Source organism: Neobacillus jeddahensis (assembly GCF_000612625.1).
Lineage (GTDB): Bacteria > Bacillota > Bacilli > Bacillales > Cytobacillaceae > Neobacillus > Neobacillus jeddahensis.
This window is the reverse complement of the sequence record NZ_CCAS010000080.1, coordinates 1-16489: the sequence shown is the minus strand read 5'-3', so window position 1 is coordinate 16489 and position 16489 is coordinate 1. Positions and strand designations below refer to the sequence as shown.

17 protein-coding genes and 2 riboswitches are annotated in these 16489 nt (G+C 41.4%); of the genes, 6 read left to right on the top strand and 11 right to left on the bottom strand.

Annotation, left to right across the window (positions count from 1 at the left end; genetic code table 11):
• Positions 1–15 precede the first annotated feature (15 nt).
• Entirely contained in the window at positions 16–1215 is a 1200-nt protein-coding gene (locus TY15_RS21115) for a phosphoglycerate dehydrogenase (protein WP_040205845.1), read from the bottom strand.
• A gap of 153 nt (positions 1216–1368) precedes the next feature.
• Positions 1369–1446: riboswitch (ZMP/ZTP riboswitch) on the bottom strand.
• 208 nt (positions 1447–1654) lie between these two features.
• On the opposite strand from TY15_RS21115, the gene TY15_RS21110 reads away from it, so the two are divergent.
• The gene (locus tag TY15_RS21110; RefSeq protein WP_042375477.1) at positions 1655–3088 is read left to right on the top strand and encodes a flavin monoamine oxidase family protein; all 1434 of its coding nucleotides are present in this window, start codon (positions 1655–1657) and stop codon (positions 3086–3088) included.
• 93 nt (positions 3089–3181) lie between these two features.
• On the opposite strand, the gene TY15_RS21105 is transcribed toward TY15_RS21110, so the two are convergent.
• Positions 3182–3862, bottom strand: coding sequence for a hypothetical protein (locus TY15_RS21105; RefSeq protein WP_040205843.1), 681 nt, complete (start codon positions 3860–3862; stop codon positions 3182–3184).
• Between the two features lie 146 nt (positions 3863–4008).
• Positions 4009–4114: riboswitch (SAM riboswitch) on the top strand.
• Between the two features lie 109 nt (positions 4115–4223).
• Here TY15_RS21105 and TY15_RS21100 point away from each other — a divergent pair.
• The gene (locus tag TY15_RS21100; protein ID WP_081799484.1) at positions 4224–5327 is read left to right on the top strand and encodes a 5-methyltetrahydropteroyltriglutamate--homocysteine S-methyltransferase; all 1104 of its coding nucleotides are present in this window, start codon (positions 4224–4226) and stop codon (positions 5325–5327) included.
• Between the two features lie 82 nt (positions 5328–5409).
• Here TY15_RS21100 and TY15_RS21095 read toward each other — a convergent pair whose 3' ends face one another.
• Positions 5410–6366 (bottom strand): TRM11 family SAM-dependent methyltransferase, encoded by a 957-nt coding sequence (locus tag TY15_RS21095; protein WP_040205841.1) that lies wholly within the window; start codon positions 6364–6366, stop codon positions 5410–5412.
• 276 nt (positions 6367–6642) lie between these two features.
• Between TY15_RS21095 and TY15_RS21090 the strand changes: the two genes are divergently transcribed.
• Positions 6643–7470, top strand: coding sequence for a hypothetical protein (locus TY15_RS21090; RefSeq protein WP_040205839.1), 828 nt, complete (start codon positions 6643–6645; stop codon positions 7468–7470).
• Between the two features lie 44 nt (positions 7471–7514).
• Here TY15_RS21090 and TY15_RS21085 read toward each other — a convergent pair whose 3' ends face one another.
• The 7 genes from TY15_RS21085 to TY15_RS24490 form a co-directional block, all read right to left on the bottom strand.
• Positions 7515–8819, bottom strand: a complete 1305-nt coding sequence (locus TY15_RS21085) for a sensor histidine kinase (protein ID WP_040205837.1) — start codon at positions 8817–8819, stop codon at positions 7515–7517.
• 1 nt (position 8820) lies between these two features.
• A complete protein-coding gene (locus TY15_RS21080; protein WP_040205836.1) occupies positions 8821–9507 on the bottom strand; it encodes a response regulator transcription factor in 687 nt (228 codons plus the stop codon).
• A gap of 125 nt (positions 9508–9632) precedes the next feature.
• On the bottom strand, positions 9633–10025 hold the full coding sequence (locus tag TY15_RS21075; RefSeq protein ID WP_040205834.1) for a sialidase family protein: 393 nt from the start codon (positions 10023–10025) through the stop codon (positions 9633–9635).
• A gap of 494 nt (positions 10026–10519) precedes the next feature.
• Positions 10520–11812 carry a WD40/YVTN/BNR-like repeat-containing protein gene (locus tag TY15_RS21070; RefSeq protein ID WP_052353866.1) on the bottom strand — a complete coding sequence of 431 codons (1293 nt, stop codon included), beginning with the start codon at positions 11810–11812 and terminating at the stop codon, positions 10520–10522.
• A 265-nt stretch (positions 11813–12077) separates the two neighbouring features.
• Positions 12078–13415, bottom strand: coding sequence for a carbohydrate-binding domain-containing protein (locus TY15_RS21065; protein ID WP_052353865.1), 1338 nt, complete (start codon positions 13413–13415; stop codon positions 12078–12080).
• Positions 13343–13516 carry a carbohydrate-binding domain-containing protein gene (locus TY15_RS24495; RefSeq protein WP_142305368.1) on the bottom strand — a complete coding sequence of 58 codons (174 nt, stop codon included), beginning with the start codon at positions 13514–13516 and terminating at the stop codon, positions 13343–13345. Before TY15_RS24495 ends, TY15_RS21065 begins: the two co-directional genes overlap by 73 nt.
• A gap of 36 nt (positions 13517–13552) precedes the next feature.
• Positions 13553–13759: a hypothetical protein gene (locus tag TY15_RS24490; RefSeq protein WP_052353864.1), complete on the bottom strand. Its 207-nt coding sequence runs from the start codon at positions 13757–13759 to the stop codon at positions 13553–13555.
• Here TY15_RS24490 and TY15_RS21060 point away from each other — a divergent pair.
• A complete protein-coding gene (locus TY15_RS21060) occupies positions 13744–14355 on the top strand; it encodes a polyphosphate polymerase domain-containing protein (RefSeq protein ID WP_081799483.1) in 612 nt (203 codons plus the stop codon). The genes TY15_RS24490 and TY15_RS21060 overlap by 16 nt on opposite strands.
• A 37-nt stretch (positions 14356–14392) precedes the next feature.
• Complete coding sequence (locus tag TY15_RS21055; protein WP_040205833.1) at positions 14393–15076, top strand: DUF4956 domain-containing protein; 684 nt, start codon at positions 14393–14395, stop codon at positions 15074–15076.
• Positions 15077–15126: 50 nt separating this feature from the next.
• On the opposite strand, the gene TY15_RS21050 is transcribed toward TY15_RS21055, so the two are convergent.
• Entirely contained in the window at positions 15127–16041 is a 915-nt protein-coding gene (locus TY15_RS21050; protein WP_040205831.1) for a LysR family transcriptional regulator, read from the bottom strand.
• A 124-nt stretch (positions 16042–16165) separates the two neighbouring features.
• Here TY15_RS21050 and TY15_RS21045 point away from each other — a divergent pair, with 124 nt between their 5' ends.
• Positions 16166–16477 (top strand): thioredoxin family protein, encoded by a 312-nt coding sequence (locus TY15_RS21045; protein ID WP_040205829.1) that lies wholly within the window; start codon positions 16166–16168, stop codon positions 16475–16477.
• The last annotated feature ends 12 nt before the right edge of the window (positions 16478–16489 follow it).

Below are 16489 nucleotides of genomic sequence, written 5' to 3'. Positions count from 1 at the left end.
CAGGCCCCATTAAAGTTATATGATTCGTGCGGTAACGATGCCATCGATTTGGTTGATTTTTTCTACCAGACCAGGAATGATTTCATCGGTTATTTCATTGTCAATATCAATCATCGTATAGGCGTATCCGCCACGACTTCTGTTCACCATATCAGCAATGTTTAATTGATAGGTTGAGAATGCAGCTGTGATTTGGCCAACCATGTTTGGAACGTTTCGGTGGAATGCCGTCACCCGTCGTTTGCCTGTATACGGAATCTCCGCATTTGGGAAATTCACCGAGTTCTTGATGTTTCCCGTTTCTAGAAACACCTTTACCTGTCTCGCCGCCATAACGGCACAGTTTTCCTCGGATTCCACTGTTGAGGCGCCAAGATGTGGGATACAGACGGTATTTTTCATTTTTAACACATTTTCATTCGGGAAGTCTGTAATAAACTTGCCCACACTCCCGTCCTCCAGTGCAACCGCCATATCAATTTCATTCACAAGCTCCCCGCGTGAGAAATTTAAGATATGCACCCCTTGCTTCATGATACTAAATGCTTTTTGATTAAACATTCCTCGTGTATCCTCTGTTAACGGCACGTGGACAGTAATATAATCAGACTCAGCAAACAACTGCTCAATCGTCATCGCACGTTGGACATTACGAGACAAGTTCCAAGCTGTATCGACTGAGATAAACGGATCAAAGCCAATGACATCCATATCTAAATTGAGAGCATCATTAGCTACAAGCGCACCGATTGCCCCTAAACCAATTACTCCGAGTGTTTTCCCCTTTATTTCTTTCCCGACAAATTGCTTCTTGCCTGCTTCGACAAGCTTTGATACTTGCTCCCTTTCCGCTTCTAACGTCTTGGTCCAGGCTACACCGGCAAAAAGATTACGGGATGCAGCCAGTAATGAAGCTAATACCATCTCTTTTACAGCATTCGCATTGGCACCAGGTGTATTAAATACAACGATGCCTTCCTCTGTACATTTTTCGACCGGAATATTATTGACTCCAGCACCCGCCCGGGCGATCGCTTTTAATTTATTCCCGAACTCTACTGAATGCATATTAAAACTGCGAACTACAATTGCATCCGGATTTTCACTATTATTGTCGACCGTAAATGTTTTTTTATTGAATACCTTTAGCCCGCTGTCTGCAATATGATTTAATGTTTTAATTGTATTCATTTTGTCTAAAAGGACTGTGTTCATCTTGGATACCCCTTTGTTATTTAATAAGATAGATTCTAAGCTTTAGAAACCTTCCATCCTCCGAATTTGTGAAAGCAATATTTCCTGTAATAATCAAAGTAGTAGTAGATGATCCCCTCCTAAAAAACAGAAAGAGGCAAGGGATACTTCCCTTACCTCTGCCCAGGCGAACGGCTCCGACACTATGTGCTCCCTCACGGTTATCCGCGTTCGCCAGTTACACATAGCCTTTTCATTTATTTTATTTTATCAAATCTTCTGTTATTTTTCAACATTAAATAAAGGGCCTGTCCCCCGCTGCGTTAATACCGTAACACAGCGGGGGACAGGCCCCTTTCACACATAGGTTTCTCTTCCCGTGAATAGAATGGTATAAATCTTTTGTTCAAGGAGCGATGAGGTGCCTGATTACATAAATTCTCAGTTAACGACTGAACAAATGCATAGTTTGATTAAAAATGGATTGAAAAAACCACAAGTTCCGAAGAGTATTTCGATAGTCGGCGCTGGGCTGGCAGGACTGGTTGCCGCTTCTATTTTGAAAGATGCCGGGCACAATGTCACGATTCTAGAAGCAAACAACAGTGTCGGCGGACGTGCCTATACCATACGATCCCCGTTTAGCAATGGGCTTTATCTTAATGCTGGCCCTATGCGTATTCCTGATGATCACATTTTGACTTTTGAGTACATTAGAAAATTCGGATTACCCGTCAATTTGTTTATTAACAGAACCCCAGCAGATATTCTTTATATCAATGGAATCAAAACACGGCTGGACATTTTTGAACGTTTTCCAAGCATTCTAAACTTTCCTATTGCCCCGAATGAAAGAGGCAAAAGTGCAGAGGAACTGTTAAATTTGGCTCTACAGCCCATTATCGATTTTATCAACAAAGACAAGGAGAGAAATTGGGCGCTTGTAGAAAAAGAATTTACAGATTACACACTAGGTTCATTCTTAAAATTTTACCATTATCAATATGGAACGACTTTTTCAGATGGTGCGGTTGATATGATTGGCGTCCTGCTTGACTATGAAGCCTATATGGGGATGTCATTTCTTGAGGTATTAAGAGAAGCTGCCCACTTCAATACCAATCGTTTCTATGAGATAACCGGTGGAATGGATCTACTCCCGAAGGGCTTTCTACCGCAATTGCAAGATGATATTCGTTACAATCAAAGGATGACGAAAATTGTCCAGCATCACAACAGTGTAACCATCCATTCCATCCATCCACACACATTAGAGCAGTCCACACTCACGAGTGATCTTGCCATCATCACCATCCCTTTTTCCGTATTACGATACGTGCAAGTGGAACCATACCATTCTTTTTCCTACTATAAACGCAGAGCGATTCGCGAACTGAATTATATGGCAACTACCAAAATCGGAATCGAGTTTAAAAGTAGATTCTGGGAAAAGTACAATCAATTTGGTGGTAAATCAATCACGGATCTGCCCATTCGCTTCACGTATTACCCTAGTCAGGGGATTGGTACACAAGGACCTGCTGTGGTTTTGGCAAGCTATACTTGGGCCGATGAGGCGGGGACCTGGGAAGGCCTCTCAAACGAAGATCGCATTCAATATGCTTTAAAGAACTTGGCGGAAATTTACGGAAACCAGGTCTTTTCTGAGTATGTTTCAGGAACTTCCTTTAGTTGGGTCGGTAATCCCTATTCGATTGGTGGTTTAGCAACTTTTGAACCAGGGCAGGAACAAGAGCTGTTTCCTTTTATCTCTTTGCCGGAAGGTCGGGTGCACTTTGCAGGTGAACATACTACCCTTAACCATGGTTGGATGCAAGGGGCAATTGAATCTGGAATACGGGTTGCAAATGAAGTAAATGATTTGCCAAAATAAAGATAAGAGGGGGCATTTTATAGCAATTTTTCCAACTAGCTCTACTCAATCCCGCCATAAAAAGCAGCCCCCTCTCGTAAAATCCTCAGGTAATTATTTGGTTTTCTTTTCTAATTCTAATTGATTCACAATGGAAGCGATGAGTGCATTCAATGGATTTATAATCGTCCTAGCTGTCTTATACTCTACTTGTCGGGCTGCTTCAACCATAGATAATTGAGCAACGGAGAACATTTTCTTTTCCTCTTTAACAAATTGATCAAGGGCCTTAAAAACAGCCTGATGGTATTCCTCTTTATGTCCTTGCATAATTAATTCAAAAGTATTGTTTATGACAACAATCTCAAAATCTATGGATCTTTGATGGACTTTAGCATAATGCTGAAGTCGAGCCACCGTGCCTTCAACAGTTGCTGGATTTGTAAAAAAGATCGTTTGTGGCTGCTGAATCTTGCAAATGTGCTCAAAGTACGGTTCATCAATTTTTATAATGGGCACTGCAAAGGAGAGTTGGTCTTCTTGTAAAATAGCAATATAGTTTGTGCACGTAATGAGGATGGCATCAACATTACATTGAGCAATCCAATCCAATTGTTCCTTCACTTTATGCTGCGCGTCTGATTCCTGGAAATTTTCATCAGTTGTCACTCGATTCATTAATCCTGGATCAACAAAATGGATTACTTCAATCTCATAAGGGGTCAGTGCAGTTTCTATGTAGTCAATATTTGAATAATGGGCATGTAAACATCCTAATCTTTTGTTCAATTCTATCCCACCTCTAGTATATTTTTGTAGGGGTCAGGCCCCCAGCGCGGTAACACATTAACTTAATGGGGGACAGACCCCATTTCCCTCTTTTCCCCCATTGACAATCTGCCAAAATAGCTATAATATTATGACTAATTTAATAGTTAACACTCTTATCCAGAGAGGTGGAGGGACTGGCCCTATGATACCTCAGCAACAGCCACAATTTTTTTTGGACTGTGCTAATTCCAGAAGCGGAAAGCTTGAAGATAAGAAGAGTAAGCAGCCTTTGCTATGTAACCAATCCTCTTCTTATTTTTTAAGAAGAGGTTTTTAATTTTCCACTTATTATTCTACCAATCATTTCAATTAGGAGCTGATTAAATTGCCAAAAACATTAGTGAAAGCACCATTTAAAGCAGATCATGTAGGAAGTTTTTTACGACCAGAACGATTGAAGAAAGCACGTTTGCAAAAACAAACCGGAGAGATTACAGCAGAACAATTGCGTCTAATTGAAAATGAAGAAATCATTCGACTTGTCGATAAACAAAAAGAAGTAGGTTTACAGGCCGTTACGGATGGGGAATTAAGACGGGCTTGGTGGCATTTCGATTTTCTCGCAGGTCTTGAAGGGGTCGAATTTTTCGAAACCGAAAAAGGACTGCTATTTAATGGGGTTGAGACAAGACCACATGGTGTCAAAGTAACAGGTAAAATTGATTTCGATAACCACCCCATGATTGAGGATTATAAATTCCTCCATCGGATTGCAGGTGACCATGTCGCGAAATTCACCATTCCTAGTCCAAATATGTTAATTGTCCGCGGACAAGGGATCAGTGAAGTCTATGATCAACAGGAGGAATTTGTGAATGATTTAATCCAAGCATACCAAAAAGCGATTCAAGCTTTTTATGATGCTGGCTGCCGTTACCTTCAATTAGATGATACCTCATGGGCCTCGCTATTCTCAGAGCAAGGCAGAGACAAGCTGAAGAAGGAAGGTCATGAGCCTGAACGCTTGGTCCATACGCTTGCGAAAGCGATTAATGAATCCATCGCAAACAAACCTGAGGATTTGGTGATCACGATGCATATTTGTAGAGGAAACTTCCAATCTACTTATACCTCTTCTGGCGGATATGATTTTGCTTCTGAAATCATCTTTGGTGGATTAAATGTGGATGGCTTATTCCTTGAGTTTGATGATGAACGTTCCGGTGGATTTGAGCCCCTTCGCCATGTGAAGCGTGATGATCTCCGGATTGTTTTAGGATTAATTACATCTAAATTTGGTGATCTAGAAGATCCAGAAAAAATTAAGGCACGAATTCAAGAAGCTAACCAGTATCTTTCTTCTGACCAGCTTTGCCTAAGTCCGCAGTGTGGCTTTTCTTCAACAGAAGAAGGAAATCTTTTAACAGAAGATCAACAATGGGAGAAAATACGCCATGTGATCCGGATTGCTGCTGACGTTTGGCAATAAATAACCTGCTTAGTGCAAGAAGAGGCAAAAAAAGGATCAATTGCATGGTCCTTTTTCTGCCATTTTCCTAAAAATATAAAAACTAATGACAAACAATCACTTCACGCGTAAATAAACCCTTTTTCGCTACAGCGCGGTCACTAATGACAAATTCAGCCTTTACGAGGATTTCATCGATTGGTTCAACGGTTACCACGACAACCTTTTTAGCAAATCTGCGTGCACTTTGCAGCATATCGAGCTGATCCTGTGGTGTTATGACCGAACACAAATTGTAGGGCAAATCGATAATCGCTACATCATAGTGGTCTTTAATATCGCGGATATCTGCTAATTTCACTTCACCAAAAAGTCCAAAGTGGTAAATGTTATTTCTTGCTCCATCGAGAATCAGATGATTTCGGTCGCTTCCCTCTATATCAATCCCCATCGATAACGCCTCAACTAGGACAGTCCCAATTCCACAGCAGGGATCAATCGCCTTAATCCCGATTGGATCCGGTATCGCAATATTCACCACCGCTCGTGCCACACGTGTGCTAAGCGCAGTGGAGTAACTGTGCGGCTTTTTTTGATGGCGAAACCAAACAGACTCGCTTTTCAAATAATCACCAAATACCCATCTACCGTTTACATTCATGACGCCAAATAAACAGTCTGGCTGATGTAAATCCGCTTCACCATTAATGTGTAAACCGAGTTCCTTTTCAATTGTTCGTCGATTCTCGAAGCCTTCCGTTTCCGTTTTGGTACGGCCCCCATTTTTAACAAAGATTACTTTAAACGTTGCTCCGTTCAGTGGTAAGGTTTCTACTTGTTCGAGGAGATCTTGAAGACTTTCCTCCTCAAAAATGACAGAGATTCTTTCCTTAATAAATGGACTACGACTTGGGTCAATTTTTATATGACTTTCCAGTATACTTCCTTGAGACTCACTCCCAAATATTGAGCGCATTTCCAAAGCACATAACGAGCGTTCATCCTCGGAACAGGAATTGGTATAAATGTAAGTCGTTCGTTCTGTGCTGCGTTTATTCAATGTGGTTACATCCTTTAATCTATCAATTTCTGCTTCTCTACAAGAGATATACAGATTTCATCCTAAGTTGAGGAATATAACTATCATAACATAAACGCGCCCAGCTAAATTTCTGCTCACCTCAGTTAGCTGCTAATTCCATAAATTCACAAATTATTCAATAATACTACATTTCTCTCCATTGTTTAGCAGTATACTACAAATGACTACAGCATTCCCCAACTCTCACTTTAATCACCACCCCATTATAAAATAGAAAGCAGGTCGATCTATTTGATGAAAACTAGTAATTCAACCAAGGACTCCCGTACTAAAAACAGACCCGAAATCCGAATGTGGATGCAATCAATTGCCAATCCCAAAGAACGGCAGGAGCTATTGAGGAATCTCGAAATAAGTGCTGAATTTGAGATGCGCTATCGCGGCTTATTTACCTACTATGGAAAAGATCTCATCACCTATAAACTTCAAAAACCATCTGATAAAAACCGCAACGAATTTCTCCGTATCCTTTCAAAATTCATGACTGATTGTCTCGAGGATAACTGTCCTGCCTCGTGGCTACAATGTCAGCCTTCCTTTTGGGAAGAATTTATCTTTATGTTTTTCCCACATTCCATGAAGGTTACCGCTGAAGAAAAACAAGTAGAAGCCTTTTTACTCCAATTAAAAAAATTTGTTCGCTGGCTTGATAAAAATAAAGGCACGTCCTGGTCACCAGTTGTTAAGGACTTAATTGTAGCTGCTACCCCTGAATTGAAAGACTGTGAGCATCTGCTTAATAGCCTATTTTTGCTAGACTACCCGCTTCTTTTTCACCCTGACTGGGATCCAGAGCAAGATTTCGAAAGGATGAACCAGGAATTTGCCCAATGTGCAGATCGTTCAAATAGTATATTTGAAGTGACCAGCAAAATTGAAAATACGGTGGTACTGACTGACATTGACACGCATTGTACCTACTACGTAAAAGGCCTTCCCTATCAATTAATTGAACCCGGGATCATCATGAGCGGCATCATTGGAAGAAAACGAGACGAATTCGTATGGAAATGGTATCAAACAGACGGCATCTATCCACAAATAGGAAAAAACTACATGTAAAAGTGCCTGACCCCCGTCGCGTTAACGTATTAACGTATCGGGGGTCAGGCACCATGATGAAGTGTAACCGTAAAGGTTGTCCATTTATTTTCGATGCTAGTGGCATGTATGTCCCCGCCTAGACTGTCGAGGATGGTTTTTGCGATGGATAATCCGAGGCCATATCCACCGGTATCTTGTGTTCTAGAGGGATCTCCTCGATAAAATCGATCAAAAATTTTGGGCAAATCTTGTTTCGCTATACCTTTGCCGCTATTTTTAATCGTAAATGTAACTTGGCGCTTTGACTTTAGTAGTGTAACATCAATTTCTCCGTTTTCATTTGCATATTTAATGGCATTTTCGAATAGAATCGTGACCACTTGTTTCATTCTTTCTACGTCACTTTTAACCATAATATCAGGCTCAATGGAATAGCTGAGGTTCAATTGCTTTTCCAGCATGACAGCTTCCATCGACAACATACTATCATGAACAACCTTGCTAAAATCAAATGGCAGTATTCGTATTTCTGCATTTACACCTTCTATTTTAGTCAAGCACAATAGGTCATTGACCAGCTTTGTCATTCTATCTGTTCCAATTCGCATATAGCCAAGCCATTTTAATTGACTCTTAATCGTTTCATCCTGATTCTCCATAAGAACGTCGTAATTGGCGTTGATAATGGAAAGGGGGGTTTTCAATTCATGTGACGCATCCGCAACAAATTGCTTCTGCATTTCCCATGTTTTCGCTATTGGTTTAATCGCTCGATTAGCAAAGTACAGACTAATGATAAAAATAACTACCAGCATGATGATTCCCACTAACAGTAATGTAGTCAGCAGCTCCAACAGTGTTTTATTGGCTTCCGTCACATCTAAAAATATGATCTGAAAATTGTCAGACTCTACGGCTAATACTTGTCCATTTTCCTGAATAATTTGATTTTCCATTCGCTTTATCGAGTACTTCCATTTTTTTCCCGATAGGGTCATCGTGTTATCGTCTTTTTTATGACGCCAGGCCGTCTCCACAGCTTTAAGATACGTTTTCTCAGACAAATTAATGAAAGAGTCGATGTTTACGATCTTACCATCTGCGTCTACCTCGATCATAAATGAAAGGGGACCATCCAATGACGCATTTTGGGCAGTGGTCATCGTCCCTCCCTTTTCGGTTTCATCAGGCAGTTCCTTTCTTTCAGTCTTTATTTCCATTTTGGATTGTGCATTCAATTTATTTTGAATGTCCGAATGAATATTGTTATAGGTAATGAAATAAATAATCGTGAAGGCCGCAATCATCACCATGGATGTAATCGTCATATTCAATAGGAGAAATTTGTTACGCAACCTAGTGAACATTTTATCCTTCACCCTTTACTGTTGTTAATACATATCCCACGCCCCGTATCGTGCGAATAGAAACCTCAGACTCTAGCAGAGTTAACTTTTTTCGTAAAAGAGAGACATGTATTTCGACACGATTATCTTCTGCATCCGTATCATAGCCCCATAATTTTTCAATAATGATGTCTTTTGAAGATATCATTCCTTTTCTGTTTATGAGCAGCTCCAATAATTGAGATTCCTTTAAAGTTAGCGTTTTCTCCTTTTTTCCACAGAAAAGCACTAGAGTATGTGGATTAAGCTCGATATCGCCGAACTTATGGATTCCATCAGTCAGCAATTCTGTTTTTCTACGTCCCAATGCCCGCAAACGGGCTAGCAGTTCATCCGTATGGAATGGTTTTGCCAAATAATCATCAGCACCGCTGTCCAGACCCACGACCTTGTCCTCTGTAGTACCTCTTGCTGTTAACAAAATGACCGGCGTATCAATCCCATTTTCACGTAATTTTCTAAGTACGTTTATCCCATTCATTTTAGGAAGCATAATATCGAGAATGATGATATCATAAATACCGGAAAGCCCACTGTCTAACCCATCTTCCCCATTATTCTCCAAATCCACGCTATAGTGATTCTTTTTAAGGACTTGTGCAACCGCCTCCGCCATATACCTCTCATCTTCTACCATTAATACCCTCATGTACTTACTCCCTATCTAACAAAATGATTGCAAATTGATCCACTACATAGGAGCTTGTCCAGCCCTTATGTAGTGGATATAGTATATCTAGCCTACATGAAGTCTAAATAGATATAGTTGTCCAATTACTCTCCGATTGTTACCCCTTCCTCAGCACCTTCAGGGGCATTTTCACTCCATGTTTTCCCGCCATCCGTTGAGTACGTTCTTACATTATCCTCTACTTTACTCAATGTACCTTTCGCCTCACCATCTTTTGGTGGCTGACCATTCGAAATGGTCAATTTACCGTCTTTTTCACTCGAAGATACACCTTCGGGAGCCTTTTCGCTCCAGGTTTTCCCTTCGTCAGTAGAGTAGGTTGTAACACCGTTCATCGATTTCACTTGCAATGAGGACATCGAGTTTGCAGCATAGGCTGTTCCTATGCCAATCGAGGCCATAAGTGCTCCACAAAGAACAGCTGCACCTACCTTCCTTTTTGTTGTGTTCATCATTAATCCTAATTCCCTCTTCATATCATCATAACCTCCAAAATCTATTTTGTAAGCAGCCGCTTTACAAAAATAATCCTACTCAATCTACCTTTAGTGAAACTTTAATAAAAGGGGGAACCTGAAAATTCAAGGGAGTTTTAATGAGAAAAAGTTGGCATATTTGCAAAATTATCTACATATATTTATAAGACATTTCATAGAAAGGGGAATTTTCACCTATGGATATTTGCATTTCTTGTGGAAAGGAATTATCCATTATGGAGAGGAATCGAGCGGAATGTTGGGAGTGCAGAGATAGTACGGTCGAAGCCTACACAGAAGAAGAATAAAACATTTAGATTACCTGCCGTTGATTGAATCGGCAACGGTCCCCTGTAAGTTAATCATCCCCCTGGATTCAGTGGTTACTCTGTTGGTCACCTTATATCTACGAAAGATCATTTCAATTTTTCTTATATAAGGAAGCCATAAAAAAGACACACCCCCATTCATGGTCCAGTGTGTCTCTTTACAACCTATTTCCCCATCACATTGTCAGGATCCACTAGATTTGCAAACGTCCAGGTAGCCCCTTGGTCCAACGAGATGTATTTTGCCTTTACCTTTCCTCCCTGGTAATCACCGCTAGGTCCTTGGTTGACGAGCAGTGTCCCCTGGGAACCATCAAAGGTTGGAACCTCCGCCTCGATAAAGATTCCTTTATATTCTGCCGGGATCGGCACATCCACTTCCGCCCAATTCTTGCCTCCATCCGTCGTTCGATACAAAGATGGCCTTGGCAGTTGATCCATCACATTGATCGACCCAAATGAGATGAAGCCAAGTTGATCAGTAATAAACGCACCGTCCGTTATTAATCTTTGCTCCTCGACATGACCGGCTGCAATCCAACTCAATCCGCCATCATGAGTTTTAAAAATCATATTGGCTTCCCAACTCATCGTTTTATCTCCGGTTAAAATCAAATAGCCATCCTGTTCAGAGGTAAACCCCAGTAGACGCATGCGAATCCCAGGTAGTGTGCTCGGGACCGGCACTTCCTTCCACTTTTTTCCTTTGTCTTCGGAAAGCAGGATTCTTACCTGATCGTTGTTGCCGATAACGAAGGCAGTTCTCTCAGGGGAAATTACATAGCTCCCCTCCATTAATTCCTGCCTCGAACCGGGGTAGCCGCCAGCAAATACATCATCAATCAAAGCTGGAACGGTCTGCCAGTGCTCTCCATTATCATAGGTAACCTGGAGCTCTTCATTGATCAGCTGATAGCGGTTATTCTTATCTGGTAGTTTAATCCCCGCTTTCTTTTGATAGATATCTTTTACCGGGTCTAGGCCTGCAACCGCTTGTGAAGTCGTCTCAATCCGCTCTAGCGTAAATGTATGCTCACCCGTTTTTTTAATCCGTAGCGTCCATCGGATCCCTTTTATGGTTCCATCCTTTTGCACTTTCCCCCACTTATGATGCGCCGACCATTTCCCTTTTTCCAGCTTTACGTCAAAGGTCGCCCCAACCGCAAATTGGTTCTCATCTCCGGCCAGCAGCTGAAATTGCTGATAATCGACGTGAATAATTCGTTTCCAGGCACTAGTCGTCGTCGCTTGAAACGATTGTAGATATTCCACCAAAAGCTGATTCGCTGCACTCTCTTGATCTTGGTTGTCCACCTTTGAGGTGTAAGACAGCGGCAAAGCTTTGTTCAAATCCTCTTCATAAAATTGGGTATAATAGATCAGGATTCCTGCAATGATGACAAGGAAAAAGAAAATCCCAGCGATTACTCGTTTTTGCTTGTTTTGATTAGCGTTCATTTAAATTCCCCATTAAAATTTATTGGAAACCTTCATTCAAGGCTTATTTTAACACGTTGATTATTATTTTGTGAGACATCCTGGATATCCTAAAAAACAATAAGCCCGTATATTTTTATTTGCTGTTCATTTTCCCCTTACAGGAAGTGCCAAGGGCAGTAGGATCACTCCATCTTTGATCAAGATGAAAATAATTGAAACGAGCAAAGGGAGAAGGACCCCTATCGAGACCTTCTCCCTTTATACTAGTCATCTTCAGTTTAAATTAAGGAGTATTGCTCCCCTCACCAGCTCCATTTGACGAACCTCCCGATGGATCACCCCCTCCTTGACCAGGGCCTCTACCAGGGCCACCGCCCGGTCTAGTACTACCTCCCGTCGTGACTCCAGATTCATTAAGCCATGTAATTATAGTCGTAATCGTAAAATCAACTACTTTCGTTCCACCTTGGTAATCTCCATCCGTAAATAACCCATCCTTTTCCGTGCCTGTTGCGGTACCACCTGAGTAAAGCGTGTAAGATTGATCTTTTTTGAGATCAGGTGAACTGATAAAGAACGTTTGGTAGTCCTTGCTCGGTACGAAGGTCGCAATCGTCTTACCCTCACTATCCTCGAGGTGAACCAGCGTTCTTGCTGTCTGTGTGGCCGGATAGGTCATCATGATCCCACCTTGTTGCGATTGTTCAGAAGTCGTCTGGGCCATGCCTGAGCTCCCGGATGCAATCAGGAATCCACCGCTCATCTCAAAGCTCCCATTATAATCGAGCGGAGCATTAAAGCTTTCCGTTGGCCCATTTACGAATACGGTGCCGCTGGTCATTTGAATACTTCCATTGGAATCTAGGCCATCACCGCTGGCATCGACAGAGACATTTCCTCCTGTTAGTAACATCAGACTGTCATCACTCGCATCCATGCCCATCCCCATCTCCGTGCCGGAACCATCCTTACCACCGCCAACATTGATGCCATCATCTGCCGCGACAAGTTGGATTTCGCCATCTGCCAGCGCCACCACTTTACTTTCGATGCCTTCATAGCTTTTTGTAATCGAAATTTTCCCACCTTTTACCACAATCGAGGCGTCACCATGAATACCATCATCACCAGAAGCCAACCTCATGTCGCCCTTTGCAATCGTCACACTGCTGTTACTATGAATGGCATCATCCGCGGCATCTATGGTAAAAGAACCACCGCCAATCGCCACCTCAGTTCCTGCCTTCAGCCCCTTCGCACTTGGTGTCTCGGTTTCTTCATTTGTGGTGGAGGAAGGGTCTCCACCAAACGGACCGCCCATACCCATCCCCTCATCACGATTGGCGATGGTTTCCGGACTCCCGCCACCCGTCTTAATGGAGTACTTCCCACCGGCAATCAACAAAGAGGATTCCGCCTGTAATCCGTCATTCACTGCCGTAATCTCAAATGTCCCATCTTCTAAAGCAATATTTCCTTTAGATTGATTATTATCGTTCGAAGACTTAATACCATCACCACCAGCTGTAATGCTTATCTTGCCGTCCTTCACGGCAACCAGATCACGTCCGAGAATACCATCGTCAGCATGGCATCGACAACGATTTGACCATCCTTCCATGAACCCCTGAATACATAGACTCCACCCGTTTTAATCGTGATGATTCCGTTTGATACTTGTACAGCATCCGAGCCCTCCACGGTCGCGCTTGTTCCTTTCAACTGAATATACGCTAGATCCTCACTTTCCCACTCACTTTATTGATCCGCCTTTTTGTAGCTAACCGTATTCGCAATTACGTCACTTATTTCTCTTTTACCTATCGTCCCTAACTTGTTTATGTCGACTGATGCACTACTATTTGTTAGTGTTGGCGATTCTGAATCATGGCTGCAGGCAAACAACATCACCGTACATAGTAGCGGTGCCGTTCGTTTAAAGGCTGTAAATGTTCTTTTCCTCATGCATAGGCTCCTTTCATGCAAAAAACAACGGAAAATATCTAATTCGCAGTGTTTATTTTGATAACTTCGATAACAAGGTGTTGACCCAGAAAAAAGAAGGATTTGTTGAGCGCGATAAATTTAGGGTTCGTTTGTATGACCATAATATCGACTATATGAATCTTGAAAAAAAGAGTAAGCGTAATAATCTCACCTTCAAACAAAAATGCCGCATCACTGCTACGGAATATGAACTGATGAACGTTGGAGACATAGCGTGGATGGAGACAGACTCCAGACCATTAATCCAAGAATTATTTGTCCAGATGACCTTGTATCAATTAAAGCCGGTGGTCGTGGTCGACTATGAGCGTGAGGTATTTATCTATGAATATGGAAATGTACGGGTCACCTTTGATAGCAAAATTAAAACGAGTTTTCGTAATCCTAATCTATTAAATCCAGATTTAGCGATGGTTGAGACAAATCCAGATATTGTTATTCTCGAGGTGAAATATGATGATTTTTTGCCTGATGTGATCAAACAATTGCTTCAGGTCCATGACAGACGAAAAGGAACGTATTCAAAATATCAAATTAGCAGAATGTATGGATGATTCATAGACTTTTATAATGAACTTGGAGGATTACTGAATGGAAACAACCACTTTTAACGATATCTTCAAATCGAGTATTTTAGAAAAAACCAGCAGCTTTTCAATTGTCGATTCCTTAATTGGCTTACTCGTCTCTTTTGCGATTGGCTTTTTCATTTATTGGGTTTATAAAAAAACCTTCACAGGTGTCATTTATTCGCATACCTTTAATATTTCTCTCATTGTGATGGCGATGGCCACAGCCCTGATTATTATGGGGATTTCCTCAAATATTCTTCTCTCCCTCGGGATGGTTGGGGCCTTATCGATCGTCCGTTTCCGTACACCGATTAAGGATCCGATGGATATTGTTTATATCTTCTGGGCGATTGTCGCCGGAATTTTATGTGGAGCAGGCTTTATTCCTCTCGCAATTCTCGGTTCGGTCCTCATCGGCATTGTTTTACTTATCTTTATTAACCGAGTTACCATGGAAAATCCTTATTTATTAGTTGTTCGCTATCATGAAGTGTCAGTAGAAAAATCATTGAAAGAGATTATTTCGGGACAGGCTAAAAAGCAGTCCCTAAAGTCCAAATCGGTCATGCCGGGAAATGAGTTTGAAGTCACCTATGAAATTCGTGTAAAAGAAAATGATGGAAGCTTTCTCAATCAGATCTCCAATCTAGAAGGAGTAAAATCCGCCATCATGCTCAGCTACGACGGCAACTTCACCGCATAAGAAGGGGCCTGACCCCCAGTGCGTTAACGCACTGGGGGTCAGGCCCCTTTTTACCTTTTCTTCACAATCACAGAACGGTAACTATTAAATAGTTTAAGTGATAGGTTTTTCGTGAACTCTTGTGTTTCATGGATAAAAGCTGTGAGGACGGGACTAAGATAGTCCATTGAACGCACCACCAACCCTAGATTTTGATACACCTGCGGACTTAAATAGGAAGCAGTGACTTTGGATACAGTAGTGGGAATGGCCATCTCGGGCAGAATCGTATTTCCCACTCCTTCTTGAACCATCGCAATAATTGTGGCAATATCTCTTACTTCAAATTGGATATGAGGAAATACCCCTTGATCCTTAAAGATCAAACGGAGGACATTCTCACATTCCTTTGGCATGATAAAGGGTTCATCCACAATTTCCTTTAAATCAATACTAGATTGATGACTCAATCGGTGTCCCTCTGGCACAAACACGACCATTTTATCCTGCACTAACGGAATAAATTCAAATTCATGTACCTCTTCCGTCACAACGCCAATATCGATAACCGCTAATTTCATCCAGTTATTCACTTCTTCATAACTTCCTTCATAAAGGATCACCTCGATGCCGGGAAATCGTTTTTTAAATGAACTAATCATTCCAGGCAATAATTTAGCAGTCATACTCGAAATACTTCCAATTTTGATTGTTCCCGTTTCAAGTCCTGAGATTCCCGCTGCCTCATTGATGATCTTTGTTTTAATCACGATTAGATCTCTCATCAAACTCGTAATCCGTTCACCCACCTTGGTTAAGCTCACTCCACCCCTGGACCGGGTTAATAACTTACAATTTAACTCTGATTCCAATGCCGCCACTGCTTGGCTTACTGCCGATTGTGAGAGTCCGATTTGCTCTCCTGCCTTTGTAAAACTTCCCGTTTCAATGACCTTTAAGAAAACTTCTAATTGAAATAGGGTCATAGGATACCCCTTTCCCATCCATTAGTATTTACTTATACAAAATATAAAAAGTATTAATTTTACTTATACCATAATGCATCATATACTACAATAAACGTCTTGATTATGAAAGGTGAGGGTAATGATGAGTATTTTACATGCAGATGGCCAAGGAATTCTTAACGAAATTCAAACGAGTCGATTAGTGCTGATAGATTGTTGGGCCCCATGGTGTCCCCCTTGCAGGATGATTGGAGCAGTTTTGGAGGAAATCGATTTGGAATACGACCTAAAAATCGTGAAAGTGAATGCCGATGATAATGAAGATTTTATTAGTACATTCCAAGTTCTAGGTATCCCAACATTATTGCTTTTTCAAGATGGTCAACTCGTGAAAAGAATAACAGGATTTCAACCTAAACCATTACTGATAGAATCCCTTAGTGAATGGATCTAAAAAGGGGCCTGT

Bases quoted from the DNA above. Each gene is read 5' to 3' on its own strand.
- TY15_RS21075 (WP_040205834.1), bottom strand. From the start codon at position 10,025: ATGAAGAGGGAATTAGGATTAATGATGAACACAACAAAAAGGAAGGTA.
- TY15_RS21115 (WP_040205845.1), bottom strand. From the start codon at position 1,215: ATGAACACAGTCCTTTTAGACAAAATGAATACAATTAAAACATTAAAT.
- TY15_RS21070 (WP_052353866.1), bottom strand. From the start codon at position 11,812: ATGAACGCTAATCAAAACAAGCAAAAACGAGTAATCGCTGGGATTTTC.
- TY15_RS21050 (WP_040205831.1), bottom strand. From the start codon at position 16,041: ATGACCCTATTTCAATTAGAAGTTTTCTTAAAGGTCATTGAAACGGGA.
- TY15_RS21090 (WP_040205839.1), top strand. From the start codon at position 6,643: ATGAAAACTAGTAATTCAACCAAGGACTCCCGTACTAAAAACAGACCC.
- TY15_RS21080 (WP_040205836.1), bottom strand. From the start codon at position 9,507: ATGAGGGTATTAATGGTAGAAGATGAGAGGTATATGGCGGAGGCGGTT.
- TY15_RS21110 (WP_042375477.1), top strand. From the start codon at position 1,655: ATGCATAGTTTGATTAAAAATGGATTGAAAAAACCACAAGTTCCGAAG.
- TY15_RS21060 (WP_081799483.1), top strand. From the start codon at position 13,744: ATGTTCTTTTCCTCATGCATAGGCTCCTTTCATGCAAAAAACAACGGA.
- TY15_RS21085 (WP_040205837.1), bottom strand. From the start codon at position 8,819: ATGTTCACTAGGTTGCGTAACAAATTTCTCCTATTGAATATGACGATT.
- TY15_RS21055 (WP_040205833.1), top strand. From the start codon at position 14,393: ATGGAAACAACCACTTTTAACGATATCTTCAAATCGAGTATTTTAGAA.
- TY15_RS24490 (WP_052353864.1), bottom strand. From the start codon at position 13,759: ATGAGGAAAAGAACATTTACAGCCTTTAAACGAACGGCACCGCTACTA.
- TY15_RS21065 (WP_052353865.1), bottom strand. From the start codon at position 13,415: ATGGAAGGATGGTCAAATCGTTGTCGATGCCATGCTGACGATGGTATT.
- TY15_RS21045 (WP_040205829.1), top strand. From the start codon at position 16,166: ATGAGTATTTTACATGCAGATGGCCAAGGAATTCTTAACGAAATTCAA.